The sequence below is a fragment of the Arthrobacter sp. 01T419 genome (genome assembly GCF_056398865.1).
Genome location: NZ_JBFTQF010000007.1, coordinates 84,439 through 111,088, shown reverse-complemented (window position 1 = coordinate 111,088; position 26,650 = coordinate 84,439). Strand labels below are relative to the sequence as shown.

28 protein-coding genes, 5 tRNA genes and 1 riboswitch are annotated in these 26,650 nt (G+C 63.3%); of the genes, 24 read left to right on the top strand and 9 right to left on the bottom strand.

Features of this window, described 5'->3' with window-relative positions; genetic code table 11:
• The first annotated feature begins 75 nt into the window (after positions 1-75).
• Positions 76-1,113 (top strand): cell division protein ZapE, encoded by a 1,038-nt coding sequence (zapE, locus tag AC1DLO_RS12790; RefSeq protein ID WP_476890176.1) that lies wholly within the window; start codon positions 76-78, stop codon positions 1,111-1,113.
• Between the two features lie 11 nt (positions 1,114-1,124).
• Here zapE and AC1DLO_RS12785 read toward each other — a convergent pair whose 3' ends face one another.
• The 7 genes from AC1DLO_RS12785 to AC1DLO_RS12755 form a co-directional block, all read right to left on the bottom strand.
• The gene (locus tag AC1DLO_RS12785) at positions 1,125-2,342 is read right to left on the bottom strand and encodes a benzoate/H(+) symporter BenE family transporter (protein WP_476890175.1); all 1,218 of its coding nucleotides are present in this window, start codon (positions 2,340-2,342) and stop codon (positions 1,125-1,127) included.
• Between the two features lie 191 nt (positions 2,343-2,533).
• Entirely contained in the window at positions 2,534-2,746 is a 213-nt protein-coding gene (locus AC1DLO_RS12780) for an antitoxin (RefSeq protein ID WP_476890174.1), read from the bottom strand.
• A gap of 110 nt (positions 2,747-2,856) precedes the next feature.
• The gene (locus AC1DLO_RS12775) at positions 2,857-4,266 is read right to left on the bottom strand and encodes an amino acid permease (RefSeq protein WP_476890173.1); all 1,410 of its coding nucleotides are present in this window, start codon (positions 4,264-4,266) and stop codon (positions 2,857-2,859) included.
• Between the two features lie 257 nt (positions 4,267-4,523).
• Positions 4,524-4,599: transfer RNA gene (locus AC1DLO_RS12770), tRNA-Gly, on the bottom strand.
• Positions 4,600-4,657: 58 nt separating this feature from the next.
• A tRNA-Val gene (locus tag AC1DLO_RS12765) sits at positions 4,658-4,732 on the bottom strand.
• Positions 4,733-4,773: 41 nt separating this feature from the next.
• A tRNA-Cys gene (locus AC1DLO_RS12760) sits at positions 4,774-4,844 on the bottom strand.
• 55 nt (positions 4,845-4,899) lie between these two features.
• Positions 4,900-4,972 (bottom strand) — tRNA-Gly (locus AC1DLO_RS12755).
• A gap of 327 nt (positions 4,973-5,299) precedes the next feature.
• Between AC1DLO_RS12755 and AC1DLO_RS12750 the strand changes: the two genes are divergently transcribed.
• A tRNA-Val gene (locus AC1DLO_RS12750) sits at positions 5,300-5,374 on the top strand.
• A gap of 76 nt (positions 5,375-5,450) precedes the next feature.
• Here AC1DLO_RS12750 and AC1DLO_RS12745 read toward each other — a convergent pair.
• The gene (locus AC1DLO_RS12745; protein WP_476890172.1) at positions 5,451-6,599 is read right to left on the bottom strand and encodes a GGDEF domain-containing protein; all 1,149 of its coding nucleotides are present in this window, start codon (positions 6,597-6,599) and stop codon (positions 5,451-5,453) included.
• Positions 6,600-6,751: 152 nt separating this feature from the next.
• Between AC1DLO_RS12745 and AC1DLO_RS12740 the strand changes: the two genes are divergently transcribed.
• The 14 genes from AC1DLO_RS12740 to hisF all read left to right on the top strand — a co-directional run bounded on the left by AC1DLO_RS12740 (position 6,752) and on the right by hisF (position 18,380).
• Complete coding sequence (locus AC1DLO_RS12740) at positions 6,752-7,633, top strand: cytochrome (protein WP_476890171.1); 882 nt, start codon at positions 6,752-6,754, stop codon at positions 7,631-7,633.
• A gap of 50 nt (positions 7,634-7,683) precedes the next feature.
• Positions 7,684-8,250, top strand: coding sequence for a peptide deformylase (gene def, locus AC1DLO_RS12735; protein WP_476890170.1), 567 nt, complete (start codon positions 7,684-7,686; stop codon positions 8,248-8,250).
• On the top strand, positions 8,247-9,167 hold the full coding sequence (gene fmt / locus AC1DLO_RS12730) for a methionyl-tRNA formyltransferase (protein ID WP_476890169.1): 921 nt from the start codon (positions 8,247-8,249) through the stop codon (positions 9,165-9,167). The genes def and fmt overlap by 4 nt, the downstream gene beginning before the upstream one ends.
• Positions 9,164-10,711, top strand: a complete 1,548-nt coding sequence (locus AC1DLO_RS12725; RefSeq protein ID WP_476890168.1) for an RsmB/NOP family class I SAM-dependent RNA methyltransferase — start codon at positions 9,164-9,166, stop codon at positions 10,709-10,711. The genes fmt and AC1DLO_RS12725 overlap by 4 nt, the downstream gene beginning before the upstream one ends.
• A gap of 93 nt (positions 10,712-10,804) precedes the next feature.
• Positions 10,805-11,467 carry a ribulose-phosphate 3-epimerase gene (gene rpe / locus AC1DLO_RS12720; RefSeq protein ID WP_184739409.1) on the top strand — a complete coding sequence of 221 codons (663 nt, stop codon included), beginning with the start codon at positions 10,805-10,807 and terminating at the stop codon, positions 11,465-11,467.
• A gap of 79 nt (positions 11,468-11,546) precedes the next feature.
• Positions 11,547-11,701: riboswitch (FMN riboswitch) on the top strand.
• A gap of 85 nt (positions 11,702-11,786) precedes the next feature.
• Entirely contained in the window at positions 11,787-12,485 is a 699-nt protein-coding gene (gene pnuC / locus AC1DLO_RS12715) for a nicotinamide riboside transporter PnuC (RefSeq protein WP_476890167.1), read from the top strand.
• Entirely contained in the window at positions 12,482-13,630 is a 1,149-nt protein-coding gene (ribD, locus tag AC1DLO_RS12710) for a bifunctional diaminohydroxyphosphoribosylaminopyrimidine deaminase/5-amino-6-(5-phosphoribosylamino)uracil reductase RibD (protein WP_476890166.1), read from the top strand. The genes pnuC and ribD overlap by 4 nt, the downstream gene beginning before the upstream one ends.
• Positions 13,630-14,268: a riboflavin synthase gene (locus tag AC1DLO_RS12705; RefSeq protein ID WP_476890165.1), complete on the top strand. Its 639-nt coding sequence runs from the start codon at positions 13,630-13,632 to the stop codon at positions 14,266-14,268. Before ribD ends, AC1DLO_RS12705 begins: the two co-directional genes overlap by 1 nt.
• Before the next feature lie 71 nt (positions 14,269-14,339).
• Positions 14,340-14,960 (top strand): 3,4-dihydroxy-2-butanone-4-phosphate synthase, encoded by a 621-nt coding sequence (gene ribB, locus AC1DLO_RS12700; protein WP_476890222.1) that lies wholly within the window; start codon positions 14,340-14,342, stop codon positions 14,958-14,960.
• Complete coding sequence (gene ribA / locus AC1DLO_RS12695; RefSeq protein ID WP_184739170.1) at positions 14,957-15,658, top strand: GTP cyclohydrolase II; 702 nt, start codon at positions 14,957-14,959, stop codon at positions 15,656-15,658. Before ribB ends, ribA begins: the two co-directional genes overlap by 4 nt.
• 57 nt (positions 15,659-15,715) lie before the next feature.
• Positions 15,716-16,201 (top strand): 6,7-dimethyl-8-ribityllumazine synthase, encoded by a 486-nt coding sequence (gene ribH, locus AC1DLO_RS12690; protein WP_476890164.1) that lies wholly within the window; start codon positions 15,716-15,718, stop codon positions 16,199-16,201.
• Positions 16,202-16,318: 117 nt separating this feature from the next.
• Positions 16,319-16,582 carry a phosphoribosyl-ATP diphosphatase gene (locus AC1DLO_RS12685; RefSeq protein WP_078105460.1) on the top strand — a complete coding sequence of 88 codons (264 nt, stop codon included), beginning with the start codon at positions 16,319-16,321 and terminating at the stop codon, positions 16,580-16,582.
• Positions 16,583-16,711: 129 nt separating this feature from the next.
• Complete coding sequence (gene hisG / locus AC1DLO_RS12680; protein WP_476890163.1) at positions 16,712-17,572, top strand: ATP phosphoribosyltransferase; 861 nt, start codon at positions 16,712-16,714, stop codon at positions 17,570-17,572.
• Between the two features lie 31 nt (positions 17,573-17,603).
• Complete coding sequence (gene hisF, locus AC1DLO_RS12675; protein ID WP_476890162.1) at positions 17,604-18,380, top strand: imidazole glycerol phosphate synthase subunit HisF; 777 nt, start codon at positions 17,604-17,606, stop codon at positions 18,378-18,380.
• An 88-nt stretch (positions 18,381-18,468) separates the two neighbouring features.
• Here hisF and AC1DLO_RS12670 read toward each other — a convergent pair whose 3' ends face one another.
• The gene (locus AC1DLO_RS12670) at positions 18,469-19,113 is read right to left on the bottom strand and encodes a TIGR03085 family metal-binding protein (protein WP_184739179.1); all 645 of its coding nucleotides are present in this window, start codon (positions 19,111-19,113) and stop codon (positions 18,469-18,471) included.
• 89 nt (positions 19,114-19,202) lie between these two features.
• Between AC1DLO_RS12670 and hisI the strand changes: the two genes are divergently transcribed.
• The 8 genes from hisI to lgt all read left to right on the top strand — a co-directional run bounded on the left by hisI (position 19,203) and on the right by lgt (position 26,589).
• The gene (gene hisI, locus AC1DLO_RS12665) at positions 19,203-19,631 is read left to right on the top strand and encodes a phosphoribosyl-AMP cyclohydrolase (RefSeq protein ID WP_184739181.1); all 429 of its coding nucleotides are present in this window, start codon (positions 19,203-19,205) and stop codon (positions 19,629-19,631) included.
• 55 nt (positions 19,632-19,686) lie between these two features.
• Positions 19,687-21,276: an anthranilate synthase component I gene (locus AC1DLO_RS12660; protein ID WP_476890161.1), complete on the top strand. Its 1,590-nt coding sequence runs from the start codon at positions 19,687-19,689 to the stop codon at positions 21,274-21,276.
• The gene (locus AC1DLO_RS12655) at positions 21,273-21,878 is read left to right on the top strand and encodes a Trp biosynthesis-associated membrane protein (protein ID WP_476890160.1); all 606 of its coding nucleotides are present in this window, start codon (positions 21,273-21,275) and stop codon (positions 21,876-21,878) included. The genes AC1DLO_RS12660 and AC1DLO_RS12655 overlap by 4 nt, the downstream gene beginning before the upstream one ends.
• Before the next feature lie 89 nt (positions 21,879-21,967).
• Complete coding sequence (locus AC1DLO_RS12650) at positions 21,968-22,240, top strand: HGxxPAAW family protein (RefSeq protein WP_184739185.1); 273 nt, start codon at positions 21,968-21,970, stop codon at positions 22,238-22,240.
• Between the two features lie 2 nt (positions 22,241-22,242).
• Complete coding sequence (gene trpC / locus AC1DLO_RS12645; protein WP_476890159.1) at positions 22,243-23,061, top strand: indole-3-glycerol phosphate synthase TrpC; 819 nt, start codon at positions 22,243-22,245, stop codon at positions 23,059-23,061.
• A gap of 111 nt (positions 23,062-23,172) precedes the next feature.
• Positions 23,173-24,555: a tryptophan synthase subunit beta gene (trpB, locus tag AC1DLO_RS12640; RefSeq protein ID WP_476890158.1), complete on the top strand. Its 1,383-nt coding sequence runs from the start codon at positions 23,173-23,175 to the stop codon at positions 24,553-24,555.
• Positions 24,555-25,367, top strand: a complete 813-nt coding sequence (trpA, locus tag AC1DLO_RS12635) for a tryptophan synthase subunit alpha (RefSeq protein ID WP_476890157.1) — start codon at positions 24,555-24,557, stop codon at positions 25,365-25,367. The genes trpB and trpA overlap by 1 nt, the downstream gene beginning before the upstream one ends.
• 19 nt (positions 25,368-25,386) lie before the next feature.
• Positions 25,387-26,589, top strand: a complete 1,203-nt coding sequence (gene lgt / locus AC1DLO_RS12630; RefSeq protein WP_476890156.1) for a prolipoprotein diacylglyceryl transferase — start codon at positions 25,387-25,389, stop codon at positions 26,587-26,589.
• Positions 26,590-26,650: the final 61 nt, after the last annotated feature.

Below are 26,650 nucleotides of genomic sequence, written 5' to 3'. Positions count from 1 at the left end.
TGATCACGTGTCCGTCGAGCCCATGATATTGCCGGTATTCTTGCTGGGGACTTACGACACAAAGAACGGACCGCCTTGGTACAGATCGAACAGCTCGCCGCGCGCACGCCGGCGGTCTCAGCGGATGAGATTCTCAAGGGTTTCTACCCTTCGCCACGGTTCGGCGAGGTGTCCTTCACCAGCTACCGGCCGGATCCCAACCAGCCGAGCCAGGCGGCGGCAGTCAAGGCCCTGGAGGCCTTCGGGGCAACGATCGGTGCCGGCGACGGAGACGGCCTGTTCAAGCGTCTTTTCAGCAAGAAGGTCAACAACAGGGCCGGCATCTACCTTGACGGTGGATTCGGCGTCGGCAAGACCCACCTGCTGGCGTCTCTCTGGCACTCGGCTCCGGGGCCGAAGGCTTTCGGAACGTTCGTCGAATACACCAACCTCGTGGGCGCCCTGTCCTTCCGTAAAACCGTTGAAGCCCTGAGCAGCTACAAGCTGGTCTGCATTGATGAGTTTGAGCTCGACGATCCGGGAGACACGGTGCTGATGTCCCGACTCATGCGGGAGTTGGCCGACGCCGGCGTCAAGCTCGCTGCGACGTCCAACACCCTTCCCGGCTCACTCGGCGAGGGCCGCTTTGCCGCCGTCGACTTCCAACGGGAGATCCAGGTCCTCGCCGACCAGTTCGATGTTGTCAGGATTGACGGCGAAGACTTCCGGCACCGCGGCTTGCCCGCCGCACCGGCACCGCTGAAGACCGAGGACCTCAAGCGCCAGATGCACGCTGAATTCGATGGCCAGACCGTGGCTGTCGACGACTTCCGCGGCTTGATCGACCACCTCGCCGGCGTCCACCCCAGCCGGTATCGCAAGCTGATCGCAGGAATCGATGCCGTTGTTTGGCGGGACGTGGAAACCATCACCGAGCAGGCTGTTGCCCTTCGCTTCGTGGTGCTGGCCGACCGTTTGTATGACAAGGACGTCCCGATCCTCGCGAGCGGTGTGCCGTTCGACAAGCTCTTCACAGAGGACATGATGACCGGCGGGTACATGAAGAAGTACTTCCGCGCTGTGTCCCGCTTGACTGCCTTGGCGCGTGAGGGCCAGAACCACGAACCCTCCTAAGCTGCCCAACGCTACTTTTGGGGCTTCCGGTCCTTGAGTACCCAACGCACCAGGATTCCGGCGGCCAGTGCCCAGAACGCTGCGCCGATCCCCGCGAAACTAAGGCCCGACGCAGCGATCAGGAACGTCACCGATGCTCCGATGCGCTCTTCTGCGACGGCAAGCGCCGAAGCGACGGCGGAGGCCATCGTGCCAAGGAGGGCCAAGCCCGCAACGGCTTCCAAAAGCCCAGGCGGTGCGGACGCCACGACGGCCACGAGGGCTGCGGAAAAGGCCGCAAGGACGAGGTAGGCAAGGCCCGACGTGAAGGCGGCGATCCAGCGCCGGCCCCGGTCTTCGCCCGCCTCTTCTCCAGCTGCCAGCGCTGCGCTCAGCGCGGCCAGGTTGATCGCGTGCCCCCCAAAAGGTGCCCCTAGCACCGTCCCTGCCCCGGTCACCAGCATCGACGGCCGCCACGGGACGGTGTAGCCGAAGGACTTCAGCACGGCCACCCCCGGAATGTTCTGGGATGCCATGGTGACAATGAACAACGGCAGGGCGATGCCGGCTGCCGCGCTGAGCGTGAAAGCGGGGGTTGTCCAGTGCAATTCGGGCAAGAGGCGGTTCGCGGGAATACTCACGCCGTTCAGCACGATGTAGAACCCCATGACCGCGAGCGCCACCATTAGTGCCGCTGGGACGGACCAACGGGGTGCCAGCTTCATCATGATCAGCCAGCAGAGGATCACGGGAGCCACCAACAGGGGAGCGGTGCCCAGGGCTTTGAACGGGGCAAGGCAGAGGGACAGGAGCACCCCGGCGAGCATTGCTTGGGCGAGGGCCGTGGGAATCCTCGCGATGAGCCTGCCGAGGGGCGGAATCAATCCGGTCAGGGTGATGAGCGCACCGGCGATAAGGAAGGCGCCGACGGCGGACGGCCACCCGCCGTCGGGCGTTCCAGCCCCAGCGAGCAAGGCGGCGCCCGGCGTCGACCACGCTAGCGTGACAGGCAATCGTGATCGCCAGGACAGCCAGAGCACGCCGACCCCGAAGGTCAGGGTGAGGGCAAGGAGCCCGCTGGCGGCCTGCTCTTGTGTGGCCCCAACGGCCCTCAGGCCTGCGAGGACCACGGCGAAGGAGGAAGTGAAACCGACCAACGCGGTGACGATTCCGGCCACAAGAGGGCGGGAGAGCTGCCGGGAGGCGGAAATCGGGCGTGGCTGTCCGGTCTGGAGAGGTGACGCTGGCATAGACACCCACGTTACCGGAGCCGGCACTCGGCTGGGATGGCGGTTAAGCGCTAGCCAAGAGGACTTGGCGGTTAAACGCCTAGGGCACCGGCGGCGCCTCGCGGCGGGACCGGTGCCCCGTTGACGTAACTGTAATCGGGAGCTCGGGCCGGATAAACCGGTTGTGGAGCCTCATCCGCGGAGGGAGCTGCCTAGGCCGGAGCCTTGTCAGCGTCGCCGTCGAGGTTGCCCACGAAATCGGAAGCTGCATTCTGAACTGCATCTACTTGATCGGTGAACTTTCCACCGGTCTTGTCGTCGATGAAATCGCCGGCCTTTTCGATGCCGTCCTTGACGGCTTCTTCATTGCCACCAATGAGATCCTGAGCCTTGCCCTTCAGATCGTCAAGTAATCCCACGGGCACCTCCCTTCAATCGCGGAGCCAGATCGCTCCTCCGTTCTCGATCCTAACCCGAGACCTTGGGGGTGCCAAGGTCTGGTTTGACGGGGGATGTCAGTGACCCATCCCGGCGGTCAAATCTGCTGGTGCCGCGGACTGTCCGGATTCATGAGCGAATGCTTGCGGCCGTAGCTGAAGTAGATCACTAGCCCGATGACCAGCCACACCACAAAGCGCAGCCAGGTTTCCCAATGCAACTGGATCATGAGGAAGGCCGAGGCGAGGACGCCGAAGGCGGGAACCAGCGGCATGAGAGGCAGCCTGAAGGTGCGAGGAGCGTTGGGCTTCTTGTAGCGGAAGACGATCACCGCCAAGCACACCACCACAAACGCGGCGAGGATGCCGATATTGGTCAGGTCGGCAACAGCCTTGATCGGGAAGACTCCTGCGAGCAAGGCCGAAGCGATGCCAGCGATCCACGTGACGCGCTGCGGGGTTCCGTGCTTGTCGGTTCCGGCAAACCAGCCCGGGAGCAGGCCATCGCGGCTCATGGAGAACCAGACGCGGGTGACGCCCAGGAGGAAGGTCAGCATCACGGTCAGGATGGACAGGACTGCGAACACGGAGATGATAGTTGCGATGACGGGCAAGCCGACGCCGGTGAAGGCGGAGGCGAAACCCGCGGTGGGGTTGATGTCCTTGTAGTTCTGCATTCCCGTGAGCACCAGGGTCGCTGCAACGTAGAGGAGCATGGCGATGACAAGAGACAGAACAATGGCTTTCGGCATGTGCTTCTTGCCATCCGTGGCTTCCTCGGCCGCAGTACTCATGGCGTCGTAGCCGAACACTGCGAAGAAGACGGTGGCGGAGCCTGCCAGCACCGGACCGAAGCCGCTGGGCATGAACGGGTTGTAGTTGTTGGTGTTGATGTAGAAAATGCCCAGGCCGATGATGAACAGAATGAGCACCACTTTGATTGCCACGGCCACAAGTTCGAAGCGGCCAAACGCCTTGGTTCCGCGGCTAAGGATCCAGGTGACCAGCAGGCAGACCAGGATGGCGGGCAGGTTGATGACGCCGCCCTTGCCTTCGTCCACGGTCGAGGTCATCCAGGTGGGCATGTGGATGCCGACTCCGGACAGGAACGCATCAAAGTAGCCGGAAATTCCGATCGCGACGACGGCGACAATCGCGATGTACTCAAGCAGCAGGTCCCAGCCGATAAACCAACCGATGACCTCGCCCAGGGCAACGTAGCCATAGGTATAGGCCGAACCGGCGCGGGGAATCATGCCGGCGAATTCTGCGTAGGAAAGGGCCGCGGCGGCCGAGGCAAGGCCTGCCACCAGGAATGAGATCAGCACCGCAGGGCCAACGCCGGGGGTGTCTTTGCTTCCGTGGGCGACCAGGCCGGCCAAGGAGAAGATGCCGACGCCGATGATGCCGCCAACGCCGATGGCCGTCAGCTGCCAGAGGCCCAGGCTTTTGAAGAGCCCGCTGTGCTTGCTTTCCTCCTCGATGTCGTCAATAGGTTTCTTCCTCATGATCGAACGGACGAGTGTTTGTTGATTCACCGTGTACTCCTGCCTGTTGGCGTGGACGAATTGGGTCTGAAGAAAAGTATGCGATCCGAATCACATTGGATAAAGTGATTTTTGCTGAGTGGTATTGATCAGTTCTGCCGATCTTTCCGTTGGGCGGCGTGCCTGCTGCGGCTGTGGACACAAAAAAAGCAGCTCCGCGGAGCTGCTTGGATGGTGGCGCTGTTTTGAAGGCTGGCGATTGCCGGAAGCCGGTAGGTTGGAGCGGACGACGAGATTCGAACTCGCGACATCCACCTTGGCAAGGTGGTGCTCTACCAGCTGAGCTACGTCCGCACATGATGACCACTCCGGCCTGGGCCGAACGTTCATCAACAAGCAAGTTGCCTTGCCTTGGTGGGCGATACTGGGATCGAACCAGTGACCTCTTCCGTGTCAGGGAAGCGCGCTACCGCTGCGCCAATCGCCCAAATGCTATCCGGCCTGGACCGGAAACCAAGGTTTTCACCGAGGTGGGTACGGGATTCGAACCCGTGTATACGGCTTTGCAGGCCGCTGCCTCGCCTCTCGGCCAACCCACCGTGTAAGCACGATTCCTGGGGTTCCAAGAAGTCAATGCCGTGACAGTGTCCTGCGAGCGGACGACGAGATTCGAACTCGCGACATCCACCTTGGCAAGGTGGTGCTCTACCAGCTGAGCTACGTCCGCATAGTCTTATTCGGCGGCCTGCCCGCACGGGGCATTCCGTCGCTTTCCGACGAGTAAAAACTCTATAGGAGGTTCCGGGAAACTCCAAATCGATCGGCCCGAATCGAAAGCAATGTCCTCAACTTCCTTGAATTGGCGCGGGTTTTGCGAGTTACATGGCTGTGATTCATCGGCCGTTTCGCGCCTTTCGTGGGAGTTGTTGAACCGTGGAGGCGCTGGATTGTCTCTTCCGATGCGTCTTGGCGACGGGTGAGTTTCCGAGCGACTTTTCCTCCCGTTTTCCCGATTTTTGAATTCCGGCTGGGGTCGGTTAGTCTTCTTGTGCACGGGCGATTGGCGCAGTGGTAGCGCGCTTCGTTCACACCGAAGAGGTCACTGGTTCGAACCCAGTATCGCCCACCAAGGGAGGCCCTGTTCGAAACATGGTTCATGTTTCGAACAGGGCCTCTTGTCGTTGCTCGTGAAATCCCTGATGCGCTCACGAATGAGGGGCTGCCCTGACCACCCGGTTCCTTCCGAGGGACTTGGCTTGGTAGAGGGCCGCGTCTGCGGCAGCGATCATCGCTGAGAGGTCGACGCCGTCGTGCGAGCTAGCAGTAACGCCGTAGCTCGCCGTTGGAATGTGAATGCCCGCGAGGCGTTTGGTTTCCGCCAATGCGCGATTGATGTCGGCCGCGATGCCCTCAGCCCGTTCCTGGCTCGCTCCAGGCAGGAGAAGGATGAACTCTTCGCCACCGTATCGTCCAACCAAGTCGGTGGACCGTACCGATTCCGTGCAGGCAACCGCGAAGGCTTTGAGCGCGGCGTCGCCGGCAGCATGGCCGTACTCATCATTGATCGTTTTGAAGTGGTCCAAGTCAGCCAGGATCAAGGAAGCCACCGAACTTGTGGTTTGTAGGCGCTGCAGTTCCTTGGTGGCCAACTCCAGGAAGGTGCCACGGTTGAGGAGCCCGGTCAGGTTGTCACGGGCAGCGCGTTCGCTTAGCCGGTTGATCAACTGGTCGTTGCTGAGGGCGGTCATGCTGAATGACACGGCAACCAGCAGTATCAGCGTCACCAAGCTGGCCATGGCCGGGCCAAAATATAAGCGGAAATTTGGGCCGGTCGGTCCTTCGACGACATATACGGACAGGCGGCAGAAATAGTAAGCCGCCAGGAATCCGGCGGCCAGGGCCATCGATTTGTGGACATGGGAGTAACTGGAATCCAGTAGCCACAGATCGCGGGAAGCCAGCGCGATGCCAAGCGTCATGAAACCCAGATACACCAAGCCTCCGGACCACGTGTTGTAACCAGGGCTTTCCAAGACAGAGGCGAGGGCCGTGATGCCACACGCCGCGGCAAATTGCCACTTTGGCGGCGGCAGCATCCTCAAGGATCGGGCACCGGTCCACACGCTGAACGCTCCACCTACCAGGAGGACGTTCCCCGACGGATTTGCCCAGACTTGATGCGGTGTCCCGTTGAGAAGGAATGCTAGGTTCCCGGAGAGGAAGAAAAGGAGGGCGATGCACCACCATCCGTTGTAGGACGACCGCGTGCGCCGAAACGATGCGTAGAACAGAAGGAGCTGGGTAAGGGCGACCACGCCAAGGGCCACCCGCAGGGTTGTTATATCGAGGACCATTGTTCGCTCCCGTAGCCGAGGACGTGACCAATTATGGCATCGGGGGTCAACGAATCCGGTTCGCCGTGCATCCGTGCCTCTTTCGTTACGGGGTAGGGGCGATCCGACCCCGTGCGCGTCTTCCTGTCAGCGGTGTGTGAAAGAGTTTTCCCATGACAGATCCACTGCTTGCCCACGCCACCGAATACGGCCGGATGTACGCCCGGTCCACGTCCGAGTCCTTCTCTGTCCCTTCCATCACCACGGTGATCGGCCAGCAGGCCCACTCCCTGGACGGTTGGTTCGGCTACATGGGTGCGAGCAGCCTTGCGAAAGACCCGGAACTTCCGCAGCATCTCTCCAGTCCTGCCAAGATGCGGCAGGCCGTCAACAAAGCAGCCAAAGCGGCCGAGGTGTACCGGGACGACGCCGCACGCCGCGGCGACCGTGTGCATAACTACTGCGAACAAGTAGCCCTCCAGGCCCTCGGACGCCCACACCGAGTGAAGGAAGCCCTCGGTGAGCTCGCCTCAAACGGCGAGGAAGCCTTCGCAGCCCGCTTCGACGAATGGTGGGAGCTGTACCGCGTGGAGCCCATAGCCCCCGAAATCACTGTGTGGAACGCCAGCGTCGGTTACGCCGGAACCCTTGACCTCGTCGCCAAAATCAACGGCCGGATCTGCCTGATCGACTACAAGACCAAGGGCACCACCCGTGATGGAACCGTAAAACCCCTCGATGACAAAGTGGTGATGCAACTGGTCGCGGGCATGAAGGCCGAGGAAAGCCTCGTGGATCCGGTGGCAGGGGAGTGGGAACCGTGGAAATACGGCGAGAACCCTGTTCTGCTTGCCGTGGCCATTGGCGAGACTGAAGTGCGTCCCCAGCGGGCCAATCCGGACGTTCTCAAGCACCACTGGTGGAAGTTCTGCGCCTTGAAGCGGGTGTGGGAGATGTCCGCTGATGTTGCCGCAGCCGGAACGGCGCTGCTTCCTGTTGCTCCGCCGTCGTACCCCGCCACCGCGGCGCCCGCAGGCTCAACTAAACTGAACTAGGTCCCCTTTTGCGGGACCGAAGCTTTGCCGATCGTGAGGAAAGACAGTACATGGCCATTTTGAGTATCCGTATCATCGGCGATCCCGTGCTCCGCACGGTTGCTGATCCAGTCACGGAATTCGGGCCTGAGCTCGCCAAGCTTGTGTCGGACATGACCGAAACCATGGAAGACGTGGACGGTGCCGGCCTCGCTGCCCCGCAGGTCGGCGTCAGCCAGCGGGTCTTTACCTACCGGATCGGGGGCATGGAAGGCCACATCATCAACCCCGTGCTTGAGAACAGCGATGACTTCCAGACCGACGAAGTAGAAGGCTGCCTCTCCATTCCCGGACTCGCGTTCCCGGTTCGCCGCCGCAAAACCACCCGTGCCACGGGCGTGGACATCAACGGCAACCCCGTGTCGGTTGAGGCAGAGGGCATGCTCGCCCGCTGTTTCCAGCACGAAACCGACCATCTGGACGGCATCCTTTTCACGGACCGTCTGGAAGGGGAGGATCGCAAAACCGCCCTCCGAGCCATCCGCGCGGCGAACTACCACTCCGTCACTGAGCAAACCGCGGCCAAGCGGGCCAATACAGTGGGCTCCAGCTTCGGCAGCTTCGGGGCTGCCGAATGAGGGTGCTTTTCGCCGGCACCCCCGCCGTCGCCGTTCCTTCCCTCGATGCACTGATCGAGGGAGGCTTCGAGATCGTGGCGGTGCTGACCAGGCCGGACGCCCCTGTCGGCCGCAAGCGTATCCTCACGCCGTCGCCCGTGGCAGCCCGCGCGGCCGAACTTGGCATAGATATCATCCACGCATCCAAGGTGGACTTCGCCACCACTGAGCGGATCGCTTCCTATGAGCCGGACGTCGCCGCGATTGTTGCCTACGGGGGCCTTGTCCCCAAGGCCGCACTTGGGGTGCCGCGCCATGGCTGGATCAACCTCCACTTCTCCCTCCTCCCAGCGTGGCGGGGAGCTGCACCTGTGCAGCGTTCAGTCATCGCCGGTGACGACATCACCGGAGCGGCAACCTTCCTCCTCGAGGAAGGACTCGACACCGGACCGGTTTTCGGGACCTTGACGGAAGTCGTGCGGCCCGATGACACCGCAGGCGACTTGCTGGAGCGGCTCTCGCGCAGCGGCGCGGTCTTGCTGAGCCAGACGCTATCGGCGGTCGACGCCGGAAGAGCGGCACCTCAACCCCAGCAAGGCGAAGTCTCGCTGGCGCCCAAACTAACGCTCGACGACGGCCGGCTCGACTGGACGCAACCGGCCCTCGCCATCAACCGGAGATCCCGGGGCGTCACGCCGGAACCCGGTGCATGGACCATGCTCGACGGGCAGAGGGTCAAGCTCGATCCGGTGGGCATGCGCCCGGACACGCGCGATCTTGCGCCGGGTCGGATTCGGGTTGATGGCAAGAACGTCCTTGTTGGGACCGGATCCCATGCAGTGCAGCTCGGGCGGATCCAGCCAGCAGGCAAGAAGATGATGCCGTCGGCCGATTGGGCCCGTGGTTTGGCAACACAAGAAAGCGTGGAATTCGAATGAGTGAGTCCGGCCGGCGCGGCCCCAACAACACGGGGAACAGGGACGGTGGGGGACGCGACAACCGCGGTCTCCGCGGCGAAAGCAACCGCGACGCCCAAGGCCGTGAACGCAATCGGGGTCCGCAGCGCGGTTTTTCCGCAAACGCACCATCGCAGCGGACCCGGCGCGCGGATCCGGCACGATTGGTGGCGTTCGAAGTCTTACGAGCAGTCGCTTCGGAAGACGCGTATGCAAACCTCGTGCTTCCGTCTCGGATCCGCCACCATCACCTGGACAAGCGCGACGCCGGATTCGCCACCGAGCTAAGCTACGGGGCACTGCGCGGCCAGGGAACGTACGACGCAGTCCTTGCCAAGTGCGTCGACCGGCCGCTTGCCCAACTCGATCCGGCAGTCCTTGATGCGTTGCGCCTTGGGGCCCACCAGCTGCTCGCCATGCGCGTTCCGGCTCACGCTGCACTCGACCAGACCGTCGGGCTTGCCCGCGCAGTCATTGGTGCCGGCCCGTCGTCGCTCATCAACGCAGTGCTCCGAAAGGTCACGGCGAGGACGTTGCCGGAATGGCTCGACCACCTGCTGGAACACGAGACAGACGAAACCAAGATCGCCTCGGTACGCCATGCGCACCCGGAATGGATTGTCAGGGCGCTGCGCCAATCGCTCGTCATGCATGGCCGTCCCGCGAGCGAAATCACCGAACTCCTCGAAGCCGACAACGCAGCCCCCGTGGTGAACCTCGTCGCGCTGCCCGGCATCGGTAGCCTGGACGAAGCACTCGAGAGTGGCGCCACTCCCGGCGAGCTCGTGATCGACTCGGCATTGTCCAGCGGTGGCGACCTCGGCCGCATGTCTTCCATCCGCGAAGGCACCACACGCGTCCAGGATGTCGGATCCCAATTGGTAGCCCGCGCCGTCGTGGGCGTGAACCTTGGGCACATCGCCAACGGCGAGAAATGGCTTGACCTTTGCGCAGGTCCGGGCGGCAAAGCTGCACTGCTGGCCGCCCTCGCTCATCAAGAAGGCGCAACACTCTTGGCCAACGAGCCCGCGGAGCACCGGGCAAAGCTGGTCGGCCAGGCGCTCTCAGCGGTTCCGGCGGACGCCTGGACCGTCCGGGTTGGAGACGGACGCGACGTCGGCAGGGAACAACCGGAAGCCTTCGACCGGGTGTTGGTCGACGTCCCCTGCAGCGGCCTTGGCGCGCTGCGTCGCCGCCCTGAGTCGCGCTGGCGCAGGACCCCCAAGGACCTCGCCGATCTTGGTCCGTTGCAGCGTGAATTGCTCAACTCGGCTATCGACGCCGTCAAACCGGGAGGAGTGGTGGCGTACGTGACGTGCTCGCCGCACCCGGCCGAAACCATTGCGGTCGTCAGCGACGTCCTGCGCAAGCGGGAAGACCTGGAGCAAATCGATGCGGGCGCGGCCTTGGACGCGGTCAGCCTGACGGGAAGCCTGGGCGCAGGGCACGAGTTGACGGCGCAACTTTGGCCGCACGTGCACCAAACAGACGCGATGTTCCTGGCGCTGATACGGAAGAAGCCGTAACCTTCCATGCCCTTCCCCGGCCGAAGGCGCGGCATGCCTAAGCTGGGGAATTGCCAAAACTACCAGATCGCCACCAACCCTGAGGGGACTGCCTTGACTGAGTGCTGTATCAACCCGAGCATCCTGTCCGCGGACTTCGTGAACCTGGAAGCCGAGCTGAAGAGAATCAGCAACGCCGACGCCGTCCACGTCGATGTGATGGACAACCACTTTGTGCCCAACCTGACGCTCGGGCTGCCGGTTGTGGCGCGGATCCAGGCAGTGAGCCCGGTCCCGTTGGACGCCCATTTGATGATCGCCGACGCCGACCGCTGGGCACCGGCTTACGCCGACGCCGGGGTGGCTTCCGTGACCTTTCACGCTGAGGCTGCGATGGCTCCCATCAAGCTCGCCCGTGAGCTCCGTGCGCGTGGATCGAAGGCCGGAATGGCGCTTCGTCCGGCCACTCCGGTGGAACCGTACCTGGACATGCTCAGCGAATTGGACATGCTCCTCATCATGACCGTGGAACCGGGCTTCGGTGGACAGTCTTTCCTGGACGTCACCCTGCCCAAGATCCGGCGGGCGCGTGCCGCGATCGACGGCTCTGGCATCGGCGTCGCCCTGCAGATTGACGGCGGCGTCACCGAGGAGACCATCGTCCGGGCGGCCGAGGCCGGGGCGAATGTGTTCGTCGCCGGGTCCGCCGTCTACGGCCACGAGGATCCTGCTGCCGCCATTGAACGGCTGCGCGCTGCGGGCTTGGCGGCAATGTGACGACAATGACGCAATTGCATGCATATTGCTCCGGGAATACATCGGCCAGGCCTCCAGTTGTGACAGAATAACAACACACATACGTGCTCCGGGGTCGGTGTAATTCCGAACCGGCGGTTATAGTCCGCGACCCGCGAGCCATCGCGTTTCCTTGACGGGATTCACGACGGCGGACGGTTGAACTGGTGGAATTCCGGTACCGACAGTTAAAGTCTGGATGGGAGAAGCACGTACAGTCATGCCTTGGGCGTTCTGTGCGCCCGGCATTGCGCTGTCGTACACCCCCGGAGCCATCGCGGCATTCGAGGGAAGGAACGACATGGACTTTCTGCGATGGCTCTTCGAAGCACAGATTCCCGTAGGTGGATCTGTCCTTGTTCTTCGCGAAGTGCTAGGTAATATTTTCGGGCTCACCAGCGCCCTGGGCGGCATGCGCCGCAAAGTCTGGGCATGGCCCATCGGCATCGCAGGCAACCTGCTTCTGCTGACGGTCTTTCTTGGCAACCTCTTCGGTGCCGCTTCGCCGGCAACGCTCTGGGGCCAGGCCGGGCGCCAGATCATGTTCATCAGCGTTGCCGCCTACGGCTGGTACCGCTGGCGCCAAAGCCTTCAATCCGGTCCCCAAGGCCGCACGGTTGTGCCCGGCTGGGCAAGTCCCAAAGCCCGCATCGCCATGGTGGTTGCAATGTTCGCCGGAACCGCGGCCCTGACTCCCGTTTTCGATTCAATGGGTTCTTACGCGCCCGTGTGGGCCGATGCATGGACCTTTATGGGTTCACTCCTCGCGACCTACGGCATGGCGCGTGGCTGGACGGAATTCTGGCTGATCTGGGTGGCGGTGGACATCGTGGGGGTGCCGCTGCTTTTCAGCGCAGGCTACTTCGCCAGCGCTTTCATGTACCTCTTCTACGGCTTCTTCACGCTTGCCGGTTTCTTTGTGTGGTGGCGTGCAGACCGACATGAAGGCCATCCACTCAAGCCAACGGCCGAGCCCGCAACTGTAGGAGCCCTCTCATGAGTGACGCAATGAACCAGGATTTCTCGGACGCTGAGGCCGCAGCCATGGACATCGCGCTGCACGTGGCTCTCAGGGGACACCGAGGTGCCAATCCGTTGGTGGGGGCGGTTGTACTTGGACGCGGCGGGGAGCAGCTCATCACCGGCTACCACCGCGGCGCCGGCACGCCCCACGCTGAGGCCGATGCGATTGCCAAGGCGCAGGCAAAGGGCTTGGACCTCACCGGAACAACCATGGTGGTGACCTTGGAACCTTGCAACCACATTGGGCGCACCGGACCGTGTGCGCGGGCCATCATTGACGCCCGGATTTCGCGGGTGGTCTACGCCGTCGACGACCCCCACGATCCTGCCGCAGGGGGCGCCGGCACGCTGCGCGGAGCTGGTGTGGACGTTCAGTCCGGACTAGCCGCAGCCGAGGCGTTGAAGCTGAACCGCGAATGGTTTCATGCGGTGGAGGCAAGGCGCCCGTTCGTCACGCTTCACATTGCACAGACCTTGGACAGCAGGATTGCCGCCACGGACGGGACCAGCCAATGGATCTCCAGTCCGGAATCGCTGGCCGACAATCACGGATTGCGCCGCCTGATCGATGCGATCCTGGTAGGCACCGAAACCGTCCTCGTGGACAACCCACGGCTGACGGCGCGGGAAGCGGACGGCCAGGAATCGGAAAGCCAGCCACTTCGAGCAGTCATGGGGTTGCGCGACGTTCCCGCTGATGCCGCGGTGCGGGGGATCGACGGCAAGTTCATCCAGCTGCCAACGCGCGACCCGGCCGAGGCCTTGGACCTGCTGTTCGCCCAAGGCGTCCGGCACGTCATGGTGGAAGGCGGCTCCCGCATCCTGAGTGCTTTCCTCGGCGCGGGTCTCGTTGATGAATTGATCGTCTATCTTGCGCCCACCCTGCTCGGCGCAGGTACGCCTGCCCTGACGGATCTCGGCATTTCCACCCTGGCCGACGCCCAGCAATGGAATTGGGACGACGCCGGCGGAGGTGCTGTCCATGCTTTGGGCCGTGACCTCCGGCTGCATTTGAGGTCCGGGCCAACAGACGGAAACAAACCTGCGTGGAAATCCCACGACGAACACCATGAACCATTTCCAGGCATAGACGCCTCGGACACCACAACAGGAGGACACTGATGTTTACCGGAATCGTTGCTGAACAAGGCACGGTCCTGTCCGTTGAGCACGAGGGCGAGGCCAGTGCCACGCTGCGCCTGACGGCCCCCAGCACCACCGAAGGGCTCGCTTTGGGCGGCTCCATCGCTGTCAACGGCGTGTGCCTTACCGCAACGGACATTGACGGCCAAGAGTTCAGCGTGGACGTCATGGGTGAAACCCTTATCCGGACCACCATTGGCGAACTGAGCGCGGGCGACACCGTGAACCTCGAGCGTTGCGTCCAAGCCGGCGGCCGCTTGGACGGCCACGTCGTGCAGGGGCACGTCGACGGCGTCGGGCAACTTCTTGAGCGCGAGTCGCTGGGCAACTGGGACCGTCTCCGCTTCGCCGTCCCGTCCCCGCTGGCACGGTACATCGCCGAAAAGGGATCAATCGCCGTCGACGGCGTTTCGCTCACGGTCACCGCCGTCAGCCCCGCGGAAGAAGCGGACCCATGGTTTGAGGTAGGCCTCATTCCCACCACGCTGGACGAAACCGGGCTCGGGGCCAAGGCCGCCGGTGGGCGAGTCAACCTTGAGGTGGACGTTCTCGCTAAATACACCGAGCGGCTGCTGTCCTTCCGTACCACCGCAATTGCCGGGGAGGCCGCCCTGTGAGCGCGGAACACAACGGCAGTGCCACGGTGGTGCGCCAAGGACTGGACCCCGTCGAGAAGGCTGTGCAGGCCATGGCAGCCGGCCGTCCCGTCATAGTTGTGGACAATGAGGACCGCGAAAACGAAGGCGACATCATCTTCGCCGCCGAGCACGCGACCCCTGCCCTCATGGGCTGGACTATCCGGTATAGCTCGGGTGTCATCTGCGTTCCCCTTGAGGAGTCGCGGGCTGATGCCTTGGCGCTTCCGCCGATGGTAGTGGTCAACGAAGACGCCAAAGGCACGGCCTACACCGTGTCCTGCGATGCCGCTTTGGGTGTGAGCACCGGCATTTCCGCTACGGACAGGGCGCTGACGGCCCGGATTTTGGCCGATTCCAGCAGCACCCCATCCTCGATCACCCGGCCCGGGCATATTTTTCCGCTCCGGGCCGTTAAAGGGGGAGTGCGTGAACGTCCGGGACATACGGAGGCTGCAGTTGACCTTTGCCGGCTAGCGGGGCTTGCCCCGGTGGGCGTGATCGCCGAGTTGGTTCATGACGATGGTGAAATGATGCGCCTGGATAGCCTCCGGGAGTTCGCAGCCGAGCATGGGTGCCCGTTGATTTCGATAGAGGACCTCGTGGCTTATGTGGCTGCGTCGGAGGGCGAACAGCAGGGTGCAATCTCAGCAGGAAATGAGGAGCAGCGATGACCACATCGACAACGCACGACGGCGGCAGGGCTGCGCGCGCACCCCATCCCGTGAGCGGTGGGCCGATAGTCCAGCTACCCACTGCCTTCGGCGAGTTCGTGGCACAGGCCTGGACCGACCATGCGACCGGGGCGGAGCATCTGGCGGTAAGTTCTCCGAACACACCACGACCAGGCAAGGCGCCACTGGTGCGCCTGCATTCCGAGTGCCTCACTGGGGATGTCTTCGGCTCGTACCGCTGCGATTGCGGCGAACAGCTTGCCTATGCCCTGGAACTGATTCGCGAAGAGGGCGGCACCTTGCTCTACCTGCGAGGCCAGGAAGGCCGCGGCATCGGCCTGGCCAACAAGATCAAGGCCTACGCACTCCAGGAAGCCGGATTCGACACGGTTGAGGCCAACGAACAGCTGGGACTCCCGGTCGATGCACGCTGCTACAAGGCCGCAGCCCAGATCCTTGCTGAAATGGGCCTTCACGAAATCCGTCTCCTCAGCAACAATCCGGACAAGCAGAACCGGCTGGCCGAAGCTGGCGTGAAGGTTGTCGAGATGGTGCCTACCGAGGTCCCATCCCGTGAAGAAAACCTCCGGTACCTGCAGACCAAGAAGGACCGCATGGACCACCGGCTGACCCTTGGCGACACCGAGCCAGCGGGTACCCATGTAACTGCAAGCACTTTTGAACTCGACCAAGACTGAACTGAACATGACCAGACTGAACTGCATTAACAAAACTGAACGGACTACCACACACCCATGAGCGGACACGGCGCCCCCACCATCGACCTCACCACCCTCGACCCCGAGGAAACCCAACACCTGAAGCTCGCCATCGTGGCTGCCAGTTGGCACACGCAGATCATGGACGGGCTCCTCGACGGAGCACTTCGCGCGGCGAAGGAAGCCGGCATAGCCGAGCCCACCGTCCTGCGGGTTCCGGGATCCTTTGAGCTTCCCGTAGCGGCGGCACGGCTCGCCCCGCATTTTGACGCGGTAGTTGCCCTCGGCGTCGTCATCCGCGGCGGTACGCCGCACTTTGACTACGTGTGCCAGGCCGCGACGTCGGGACTCACCGAAGTGAGCGTCCGCACCGGCGTGCCGGTGGGCTTTGGCGTGCTCACGTGCGACACCGAACAGCAAGGACTGGACCGCGCCGGACTGGAAGGCTCGTCGGAGGACAAAGGGCACGAAGCCGTCACTGCCGCTCTGGCAACGGCTTTGACACTCAAGCAATACGCGTAGCAAATCGACGAAAGGGATGTGGGCGGACCGACGTACCTTGTGCGTTCGCTCACATCCCTTTCGTCATGCAATGCCCCGACAGGCCGTCTCCGGCCCCGAGCAAGTAGGCTGTAGGGCGTGAAGAATTTCGAGACGCTGTTCGCAGAACTGAGCGAAAAGGCAGCGACCCGTCCGGCAGGCTCCCGCACCGTCGCCGAATTGGACTCCGGAATCCATGGCATCGGCAAGAAGGTCGTGGAGGAAGCAGCCGAAGTCTGGATGGCTGCAGAGTATGAATCCGATGAAGCCGCGGCCGAGGAAATCTCCCAGCTGCTCTACCACCTGCAGGTCCTGATGCTCGCCAAGGGTCTGGGCCTGGAAGACGTTTACAAGCATCTCTAGCCACGTCCGCTCCGTCCGGACCCCAAAGAGGTCTGCCGGAGCCCCAGCGTGGCCCCCGTGCCTTGAGCACAATGCGCCTTCGGTGCAATGCCTGAAACATACCCTTCCACTTCCCAAGAAAGTCCCCTCATGCTGCGAGTAGCCGTCCCCAACAAGGGATCCTTGTCCGAAGCCGCCTCCGCGATGCTGTCCGAGGCGGGATACCGTCAGCGTCGCGATACCCGCGAACTGGTCATGGTCGATCCCGACAACGACATTGAGTTCTTCTTCCTCCGCCCCCGCGACATCGCCGTGTATGTCGGCCAAGGAACCCTCGACGTCGGGATCACCGGCCGCGACCTCCTGCTGGACGCGCAGGTAGAAGCAGAAGAATTGCTTCCCCTCGGCTTCGCCGCTTCGACGTTCCGTTTCGCCGGTCCCGTCGGTGACTTCTCCGGAGTCGAGCAGCTTGAAGGCAAGCGCCTCGCGACAAGCTACGACGGCCTCCTGCGCGATTACCTCGCCGAGCGCGGCGTGAAGGCCAAGGTAGTCCGTCTCGACGGTGCCGTGGAGTCTTCCGTGCGTCTCGGCGTCGCCGACGCAATCGCCGACGTCGTCGAAACCGGCAACACCCTCAAGGCTGCCGGGATGGAGATCTTCGGTGAGCCGATCCTCAAGTCCGAGGCCGTCTTGATCCGCCGCACCGGTGAGGGTGGTGCCGCGAACGGCACGGGGAAAGAGATTGAGGTCCTCATCCGGCGCTTGCAAGGCGTACTCGTCGCCCGTCAGTACGTCCTCATGGACTACGACATCCGCAAGGATCTTGTGGAAGAAGCCGCCACTCTCACTCCGGGCCTCGAATCGCCCACGGTGTCGCCGCTGCGCGATTCCGACTGGGTTGCCGTCCGCTCGATGGTCCCGAAAAAGGAAACCAACCGGATCATGGACGAACTGTACGATCTCGGGGCCCGAGCCATCCTGGTCAGCAGCATCCACGCCTGCCGCATCTGACGCCATCCAAGAGACCATTCCAGGAGTAGCAATGGCTGTAGCAGTACGGGTCATCCCTTGCCTAGATGTCGATGCCGGCCGTGTGGTGAAGGGCATCAATTTCGAGGGCCTTCGCGACGCCGGAGACCCCGTCGAACTGGCGCACCGCTATGACAACGCCGGGGCGGACGAACTCACGTTCCTTGATGTCACGGCGTCTTCCGGCAACCGGGAAACCACGTTCGACGTCGTCCGCCGCACCGCAGAGGAAGTCTTCATCCCGCTGACCGTGGGCGGTGGCGTCCGCGGCGTAGCTGAAGTGGACAAGCTCCTGCGTTTCGGTGCGGACAAAGCCTCCATCAACACGGCGGCGGTCGCACGTCCGGACGTCATCGACGAGATCACGCGCCACTTCGGATCGCAGGTGCTTGTCTTGTCGGTGGACGCCCGGCGGACGAGGCCCGGCTCTGTGCCTACGGCTTCCGGTTTCGAGGTGACCACCCACGGCGGGCGCCAGGGTACGGGAATCGACGCCGTTGCCTGGGCCAAGGAAGCCGCGGACCGCGGTGTGGGGGAGATTCTCCTGAATTCCATTGACGCCGACGGCACCAAGGACGGCTTCGACCTTGAGCTCATCCGCCTGGTCCGCGCAGCCGTGCACATCCCCATCATCGCTTCCGGCGGTGCGGGGGAACCAGCCCACTTCCCTCCGGCAGTAGAAGCGGGTGCCGACGCCGTTCTGGCGGCGTCAGTGTTCCACTTCGGTCCGGATGACATGATCGCCCAGGTCAAGACCGCGATTCGCGAGGCAGGCTTCCTGGTCCGCTAAGGCTTCCAACCCAACTAGCTCGCAGTTAACGTCGTTTTGAGCCCCCATAACGACAACAACTGCGAGTCAGTTGGGGTTTAATGGCCGGTCAGAGGCCGACTTCGGCTGACTGGAGCAGTGCGACGGCGTCCGGCTGGCCTTCGAAGGTGACGAGGGCGTGGTGTGTGCGGCCGTGAGCGTGCATCAGCAGTTCGCCCGGCTCGCCGACGATGGCGACCGAGACCGGAGCACGCTTGGCAACATGGCGTGGACCGGTGGGGCGTACCAAGACGATTCCAAGGTCCACACCGCGGTAGAGAATGGCGGCGCGCTTGATCAGTTCGTCCCACAAGGCGTCCGAGTATTCCTCGTCCAGGGCCCGTGGAGCCCAACGGTCTCCGGCCCGGCGAATGTCTTCCGTGTGCACGAAATATTCAATGAGGTTGGAGGACTCGTCGAGGGCCTTGATCTTGAGGGGAGACAAGGCGGGCGGCCCTGAGCGGAAGGTATTTACCAGCTCGGCGTAATCTTCCGTGGTTTTGAGCTTGGAGGCCAGTTTGGCAGTGGCTTTGTCCGAGGCCCGGGCGAGGCTCTTGATGACCAAGCCGATACCAACGGCCGCTTTGCGCTCCCGCAGGTACAAGTGCGCCGCGAGGTCCCTTGTCAGCCACCCTTCGCAGAGCGTGGGGGAGTCAGGTCCGGCCGCCAGGAGTGTTTCGGCCAGTACTTCGCGGGAGGGATCGACGAAATGCATCACTTGTGAAACTAGCACGAGACGCGCTCTGTTGCGCAGTGGAACCGCCGCTGAATTTCGGCTCCACATGAGGCACTAGACTTGATCTGATGTCTGAGCAGTCAACACCCCCAGCCACGTCCGCGGCCTCTTCCGCCGCGGAGTCCGTCGTCGAGCCCGGAAGTCCGCTCCCTCATGAGCTGGCCGCCGCGCTCAAGCGCGATTCTTCCGGCCTTGTGGCAGCGATCATCCAACAGTTCGACACGGATGAAGTGTTGATGCTCGGCTGGATGGACGACGAAGCGCTGCATCGGACCCTGACCACCGGCCGCGTGACGTTCTTCTCCCGCTCCCGCCAGGAATACTGGCGCAAGGGAGACACCTCAGGGCACGTCCAGTTCGTCAAGTCGGTGGCCTTGGACTGCGACGGCGATGCGCTCCTGGTCCGCGTCGATCAGGTGGGAGCTGCTTGCCACACCGGTACGCGCACATGCTTCGATGGCCGGGGCCTCGCCGCGGTGACAGGCGAGCGGAACTAGACCACCACCCACCATCCACTGTAGGCAACACAAGAAGAGGCGGAGAACACAAACCATGCAGGACCTTGGAATCATCAGCCCGGGCCTGGAGGAGTTCCGCGAACTCGCCGCACACAGCCGGGTCATCCCGGTCCGGCTCAGGGTCCTGGCCGACGCCGAGACTCCCATCGGGCTCTACCGCAAGCTGGCCCAAGGCCAGCCGGGCACCTTCCTCCTGGAATCGGCGGCCGTCGGTGGAGCATGGTCCCGCTATTCGTTCATCGGTGCCCGTTCCCGCGCCACGTTGACCAGCAAGGACGGCCAGGCTCACTGGATCGGCGAGCCTCCCGTCGGCGTGCCGGTAGACGGTAGCCCCGTCGACGCCGTTCGCGACACCGTAGCGGCCCTGCAGACCGACCGCTTTCCGGATCTTCCTCCGTTCACCTCGGGCCTTGTCGGTTTCCTCGGATGGGAAACAGTTCGGCACTGGGAGAAGTTGACAAGCCCGCCGGAGGATGACCTCCATTTGCCGGAAATGGCCCTGAACCTGGTCACCGACATGGCCGTCCACGACAACATGGATGGCACCGTCCTGCTGATTGCCAATGCGATCAATTTCGACAACAGTTCCGAACGGGTCGACGAAGCCTGGCACGACGCCGTCGCCCGGGTTAAGGGGCTGCTGGAAAAGATCAGCACGCCTGTGAAGCAGCCTGTGTCCGTGTTGCAATCCGAAGCCCTCGACTTCGCGTCCAGCGTGCAGGAACGCTGGGACGAGCAGGAGTACCTGAATGCCATCGATCGCGGCAAGGAAGCGATCGTCGACGGCGAGGTCTTCCAGGTGGTCATCTCGCGCCGCTTCGAGATGGAGTGCGCCGCCGACCCGCTGGATGTTTACCGCGTGCTGCGCAACACCAACCCGAGCCCGTATATGTACCTCTTCAGCCTCGAAGACGCCGACGGCCGCGAATACACGATCGTCGGATCCTCCCCGGAGGCCTTGGTGACGGTGACGGGCAACGAAGTCATCACGCACCCGATTGCCGGTTCCCGGCCACGCGGCAAGACCGTCGAGGCCGACAAGGCACTGGCCGCCGAGCTGCTCGCGGACCAGAAGGAACGCGCCGAGCACTTGATGCTTGTGGACTTGTCGCGCAACGATCTCTCCAAGGTCTGCGTGGCCGGAACCGTCGACGTCACACAGTTCATGGAGGTCGAACGCTTCAGCCACATCATGCACTTGGTGTCTACGGTGGTTGGAGAATTGGCCCCCGGTGCGAAGGCATACGACGTGCTGAAGGCAACCTTCCCCGCTGGCACGCTTTCCGGCGCCCCCAAGCCCCGCGCGTTGCGTCTCCTGGATGAACTCGAACCGCACCGTCGTGGGATCTATGGCGGCGTGGTGGGTTATCTGGATTTCGCGGGCGATATGGACATGGCGATCGCCATCCGCTCGGCCTTGCTGCGTGAGGGCCGGGCCTATGTCCAGGCCGGCGGCGGCATCGTGGCCGATTCCGATAAGCCCACCGAGGCACTGGAAAGCGTCAACAAGGCGGCTGCCCCTTTGCGTGCCGTGCACACCGCCGGATCGCTCCACAACATTTCACCGGACGTGTCTGCCGATGCGGCTTCGGCTGACGCGGCCCGCGGGAACCCCACCCCGTGAGCGCTGCAGGTCAGCAGACGCCCACCACAAAGCTTCCCCTGTGGGCGCGCAAAGCCAATGTTGTACTCGCCATGGCAATTCTTGCGTTGGCGGTTTTCGGGACGACGACGCAGACCTGGATCAACGTCCGGCTCGATCCCACTGCCGCGGCGAATGCCGATCTCCACGTTCAGGGGAGCAAGGCGGCGACCGCCGTGACAGCGCTGGCGCTCGTGGCCCTCGCCGGCGGCCTGGCATCATCCATCGCCGGCAAGGTTTCGCGCTGGATCATCGCATCGATCATCGTGCTTGCCTCGGCAGGCATCATTGTTGCCGCGGTGACGGTCCTGGCCGACCCCCTCGGTGCTGCGCAAGGAACGATTGCGGCTACCACAGGCATCTCGGGTGGTCAGGCGGCGGCGTCGTCCACCGTGTTCCCGGTCCTCGCCGTCGTGGCGGCCGGTTTGTTGGCTTTGTGTGGCGGCCTGCTGCCGCTGGCAGGCCGGCGCTGGAAGGCCCGTACCAAGTACGACGTCGCCAGCCGGGCAGCTCGCGCAGGTTCCGGACCCGTTGACGAGATCGACAGCTGGGACAGCCTCTCGCGCGGAGAAGACCCCACGTAAGACTCGACCGTCCGGACGTCGAACGATGTCCCGGGCGCCGTCAATAAATGGCAGAATGTAAGCAGTATTCATCCTGAGGAGATTTTCACATGAGCAAAACCACAGTGTCCGCGAGCAAGGCCCCTGTGACCGCTGCGAGCCACAGCGACGCCATCGGCCACGGCAACAGCCCGGCCGCGTGGACCTGCGTGATTGTCATGCTGGTTGGGGCCTTGGTGTCCTCCATCGCCTTTGTTATTGCCAGCACCCCCATTTTCGTCGCCGGGATCGTCGTGATGGTGGCCGGCTTGATTGCGGGCTGGGCCATGCGCAAGGCGGGCTACGGCGTCGACGGCAGCAAGCTGAAGAACGCCGGCCACTGACTGTGACTGTTCTTGATGACATCATCGTCGGTGTCAGGGAGGACATGGAGGCCCGCCGCCGCCTCGTTGGTCTTGACGAGCTGAAAGACCGTGCCGCGGCCTCTGCGCCCGCCCTGGACGCGTGGGCTGCCTTGGGCGGCCCGTCGGCCAACCGAGACGATCTAAAGGTCATCGCTGAAATCAAGCGCCGCAGCCCCTCCAAGGGCGATCTCGCGAGCATCGTCGACCCGGCGGCACTTGCAGTGCAGTACGCCGACGGCGGCGCCTCCGTGATCAGCGTCCTCACCGAACAGCGGCGCTTCAACGGGTCCCTCGCGGACCTGGACGCCGTCCGTGCCGCCGTCGACATTCCGCTGCTGCGCAAGGACTTCACGGTTGACGAATACCAGATCTGGGAAGCCCGCGCCCACGGCGCGGACCTCATCCTGCTGATCGTCGCGGCGCTTTCCGATGCACAATTGCAGGGATTCAGCGCATTGAGCCACGAGCTGGGGATGAATGTCCTGGTGGAAACCCACACAGCCGAGGAAATCGAGCGTGCCGCTGCGGCCCAAGCCCGGATCATCGGGGTCAACGTCCGCAACCTCAAGACGCTCGACGTCGACCGTTCCTTGTTTGCCTCGCTCGCCGGAAGCATTCCAGCGGGAGCGGTTGTCGTGGCTGAGTCCGGCGTGCGGAACGCCGACGACGTCGCGCATTATGCGGGGAACGGTGCCCACGCAATCCTTGTGGGCGAAGCCCTCGTGAGCGACTCCACCCCGCGCGAGCGGATCAGTGAATTCAAGGCGGCCGGAGCTGCCGCCATCGCCGTCAGGACCTGAGACAGGCCCGAACCCGCGGCGTGGACCGGACAGCAGCAGACAACGCGGCTGGTGGCTGTCCTGTGGCTCCTGGAAAAACTCAACTACCAATTGAACAGGACGGTGAGACTGATGGTGGACGCACCGACAGCCGACTCGCAAGAGAATGTGGTCGACGCATTCCTACAGGGTGGAGCCTCGCTCCGCAACGCCCCGGGGCCGTACTTCGGCTCTTATGGCGGACGCTGGATGCCCGAGTCCCTCATCGCCGCCCTTGACGAAGTCGAGGACACGTTCGAGAAAGCCAAAGCCGATCCTGAGTTCCTTGCCCAGCTGAAGGACCTCAACAAGAACTACTCGGGCCGTCCGTCGCTGCTCACGGAAGCCAAGCGTTTCTCTCAGCACGCCGGCGGGGCGCGCATCTTCCTCAAGCGCGAAGACCTGAACCACACCGGATCGCACAAGATCAACAACGTCCTCGGCCAGGCTTTGCTCGCGAAGCGCATGGGCAAGACTCGTGTCATCGCCGAGACCGGCGCTGGCCAGCACGGCGTTGCCAGCGCCACCGCTGCAGCCCTGCTCGGACTGGAATGCGTCGTCTACATGGGCGCCGAGGATTGCCGCCGCCAGGCACTCAACGTGGCCCGCATGCAGCTCTTGGGCGCCACGGTGGTTCCAGTGACCAACGGATCACAAACGCTCAAGGACGCCATCAACGATGCCCTCCGCGACTGGGTCTCCAACGTGGACAACACGCATTACCTGCTGGGCACAGCGGCTGGAGCCCACCCGTTCCCGGCGATGGTCCGCTTCTTCCACGAAGTCATCGGTGAGGAAGCCCGCGCACAGATCCTGGAGCAGACCGGCAAACTGCCCGACGCCGTCTGTGCCTGCATCGGGGGCGGTTCCAATGCCATCGGCATCTTCCACAGCTTCCTGGACGACGCTTCCGTGAAGATCTACGGCTTTGAGGCTGGTGGAGACGGAGTTGAAACCGGACGTCACGCAGCCGCCATCACTCTCGGACGCCCCGGTGTGCTGCACGGCGCCCGGTCCTACCTCATGCAGGACGAAGACGGCCAGACCATCGAATCGCACTCGATCTCCGCGGGACTGGACTACCCGAGCGTCGGTCCGGAGCACTCCTACCTCGCGGACATCGGTCGCGTGACGTACGAGCCCATCACGGACACCGAGGCTATGGATGCCTTCCGCTTGCTCTGCCGTACCGAAGGCATTATCCCGGCCATCGAGTCCTCGCACGCTCTCGCCGGTGCCATCAAGGTGGGCAAGCAGCTCACGCAGGGCAAGGAGAACCCGGCCGACACGATCATCATCGTGAACCTGTCCGGGCGCGGTGACAAGGACGTGGAAACGGCGGCGGCATGGTTCGACATGCTGGATGAAGACGGCAACGTGAAGGGCACCACCCTCTCCACCCGCAAGCCCAAGGGTCCGGCGGAGCGAAGCAATCTTGAGATCAGCACTGATGAAGCAGGCGAGGACCAGAACTGATGACTGAGCAGATGACCAGCAAGTCCGCGGCCGCGATCGACCGCGCCAAGGCACAAGGCCGGGCCGCGTTGATCGGCTACCTGCCCGCAGGCTACCCGGACGTTCAATCAACCATCGACGCAGGCATCGCCATGGCCCGCAACGGCGCGGACCTCATCGAAATCGGGATCCCGTATTCGGACCCTGTCATGGACGGCGCTGTCATCCAGGCCGCGACCACGGAGGCAATCGCCAACGGATTCCGCGTGTCTAGCGTCTTCGACGTCGTGGCAGGCATCACCGCCGCCACAGACGCCGCAGTGCTGGTCATGACCTATTGGAACCCCGTGATGCGCATGGGCGTTGACGAGTTCTCCCGCAGGCTGGCTGAAGCCGGGGGAGCCGGGCTCATCACGCCGGACCTCATTCCGGACGAAGCCGCAGAATGGTTTGCGGCATCGGACAAGTATGGACTGGACCGGGTGTTCCTCGTGGCACCGTCGTCCACGCCGGAACGCCTGGTCATGACGGTGGAGGCGAGCCGCGGCTTCGTTTACGCCGTCTCGATCATGGGTGTCACTGGAGCCCGACAGTCTGTCAGCAGCGCCGCGGAGAAGGTCGTGGCCGACACGCATGCGGCTGGTGCCGAGCGGGTCTGTGTCGGGCTTGGAGTTTCCACCGCGGATCACGTCCGCGAGATTGCGGCATACGCCGACGGTGTGATTGTCGGTACCGCGCTGGTCGCGGCCATTCGCGACGGCGGCGTTGACGCCGTCGCGCAACTCACCAAGAACCTCAGCGCCGGCCTCGGCCGGGCAACAGCGCAGGCCTAGAAAAGGAAAAGCGTAGACAATGCAGAGTCTCCTCCACGTCGCGGCAATGGCTCCCATGAGCATTCCGAGCCCCTCATGGTCCGGATTTGATATTCCGCTGCCGTGGGGGACTCTCCGCATCCATGCGTACGCCCTGTGCATCCTCCTGGGGATCATCTTGGGACTTTGGCTCACGGCCGTGCGCTGGAAGCGTCGCGGCACGCCCGAAGGCAGCTTGTGGGACGTCGCCATCTGGGCGATCCCGTTCGGCATTGTGGGCGGCCGTCTGTACCACGTGTTCTCCTCGCCTGATGCGTATTTCGGCCCCGGCTTCAACGGCACTGGCGACCTCTCCCTGATACCGCAGATCTGGCGTGGTGGCCTGGGCATCTGGGGTGCCGTGGTTCTCGGCGTTTTCGGTGCCTGGCTGGGCTGCCGCCGCTCCGGCGTCAAGCTCACCGCGTTCCTCGACGCCGCGGCCCCAGGTCTTCTCCTCGCGCAAGCGATTGGGCGTTGGGGGAATTGGTTCAACCAGGAACTCTTCGGGGGTCCCACTACTTTGCCTTGGGGGCTGCAGATCGATCCCAACAGCCCGAACTTCCCGGCCGGGATGCCCAGCAGCACCTTGTTCCACCCGACATTCCTTTACGAATCCCTCTGGAACCTCATCGGCGTCGCGATCCTCCTCATCCTGGACCGCCGTTTCCACTTCCGCCGCGGCAGGCTCTTCTGGCTGTACGCCATTTACTACACGCTAGGCCGCGTATGGATCGAAGCCCTGCGGATTGACGACGCAGAACAGATCAGCCTCTTCGGCATCACCACACGGCTCAACGTGTGGACGAGCATCTTCGTGTTCGTCGCAGCAGTTATCGTCTTCGTCGTCCTGAGCCTTCGCGGCAAGCCAGAGCCGGATACGGCCTACCTTCCCGGGCGCGAACCTGTTGCCGTGGCGGCCGCGGCTGATAATTCAAGCACGGGAGACTCCAGCGCTGTTGACGATGAGGCCAACAGCACAATTGTGACCGATACGACGGACCATGATACGGACGGATCTGTCTCAGATACCGGTGCACATGGTAATCTCCGGAATAACCAAAGCGATCTGGGCCATACTGCTGAGCCTACGGAAACGGCTGAGGAGTCACATGCCGGCGTCACGTCGGACACCGGCTCCGCATCCACCGGAACCACCGCCAGCAGCGCCCCCGGATCCGGGCCGGAAGCTGGCAACACCAAGTAGCCAGCGCTACGGCACAGGGGCACCGGGCTACCGCCCAGAGGCCCCCGGCCACAGCGTCGTG

Coding starts and splice junctions, on each gene's coding strand:
- AC1DLO_RS12660 (WP_476890161.1), top strand. CDS start 19,687: ATGCAGGACCTTGGAATCATCAGCCCGGGCCTGGAGGAGTTCCGCGAA.
- hisF (WP_476890162.1), top strand. CDS start 17,604: ATGGCTGTAGCAGTACGGGTCATCCCTTGCCTAGATGTCGATGCCGGC.
- AC1DLO_RS12785 (WP_476890175.1), bottom strand. CDS start 2,342: ATGCCAGCGTCACCTCTCCAGACCGGACAGCCACGCCCGATTTCCGCC.
- AC1DLO_RS12705 (WP_476890165.1), top strand. CDS start 13,630: ATGTTTACCGGAATCGTTGCTGAACAAGGCACGGTCCTGTCCGTTGAG.
- pnuC (WP_476890167.1), top strand. CDS start 11,787: ATGGACTTTCTGCGATGGCTCTTCGAAGCACAGATTCCCGTAGGTGGA.
- AC1DLO_RS12670 (WP_184739179.1), bottom strand. CDS start 19,113: ATGCATTTCGTCGATCCCTCCCGCGAAGTACTGGCCGAAACACTCCTG.
- AC1DLO_RS12745 (WP_476890172.1), bottom strand. CDS start 6,599: ATGGTCCTCGATATAACAACCCTGCGGGTGGCCCTTGGCGTGGTCGCC.
- AC1DLO_RS12775 (WP_476890173.1), bottom strand. CDS start 4,266: ATGAGGAAGAAACCTATTGACGACATCGAGGAGGAAAGCAAGCACAGC.
- ribD (WP_476890166.1), top strand. CDS start 12,482: ATGAGTGACGCAATGAACCAGGATTTCTCGGACGCTGAGGCCGCAGCC.
- trpB (WP_476890158.1), top strand. CDS start 23,173: ATGGTGGACGCACCGACAGCCGACTCGCAAGAGAATGTGGTCGACGCA.
- lgt (WP_476890156.1), top strand. CDS start 25,387: ATGCAGAGTCTCCTCCACGTCGCGGCAATGGCTCCCATGAGCATTCCG.
- AC1DLO_RS12650 (WP_184739185.1), top strand. CDS start 21,968: ATGAGCAAAACCACAGTGTCCGCGAGCAAGGCCCCTGTGACCGCTGCG.
- ribH (WP_476890164.1), top strand. CDS start 15,716: ATGAGCGGACACGGCGCCCCCACCATCGACCTCACCACCCTCGACCCC.
- def (WP_476890170.1), top strand. CDS start 7,684: ATGGCCATTTTGAGTATCCGTATCATCGGCGATCCCGTGCTCCGCACG.
- fmt (WP_476890169.1), top strand. CDS start 8,247: ATGAGGGTGCTTTTCGCCGGCACCCCCGCCGTCGCCGTTCCTTCCCTC.
- hisI (WP_184739181.1), top strand. CDS start 19,203: ATGTCTGAGCAGTCAACACCCCCAGCCACGTCCGCGGCCTCTTCCGCC.
- ribB (WP_476890222.1), top strand. CDS start 14,340: ATGGCAGCCGGCCGTCCCGTCATAGTTGTGGACAATGAGGACCGCGAA.
- trpA (WP_476890157.1), top strand. CDS start 24,555: ATGACTGAGCAGATGACCAGCAAGTCCGCGGCCGCGATCGACCGCGCC.
- ribA (WP_184739170.1), top strand. CDS start 14,957: ATGACCACATCGACAACGCACGACGGCGGCAGGGCTGCGCGCGCACCC.
- AC1DLO_RS12725 (WP_476890168.1), top strand. CDS start 9,164: ATGAGTGAGTCCGGCCGGCGCGGCCCCAACAACACGGGGAACAGGGAC.
- hisG (WP_476890163.1), top strand. CDS start 16,712: ATGCTGCGAGTAGCCGTCCCCAACAAGGGATCCTTGTCCGAAGCCGCC.
- AC1DLO_RS12740 (WP_476890171.1), top strand. CDS start 6,752: ATGACAGATCCACTGCTTGCCCACGCCACCGAATACGGCCGGATGTAC.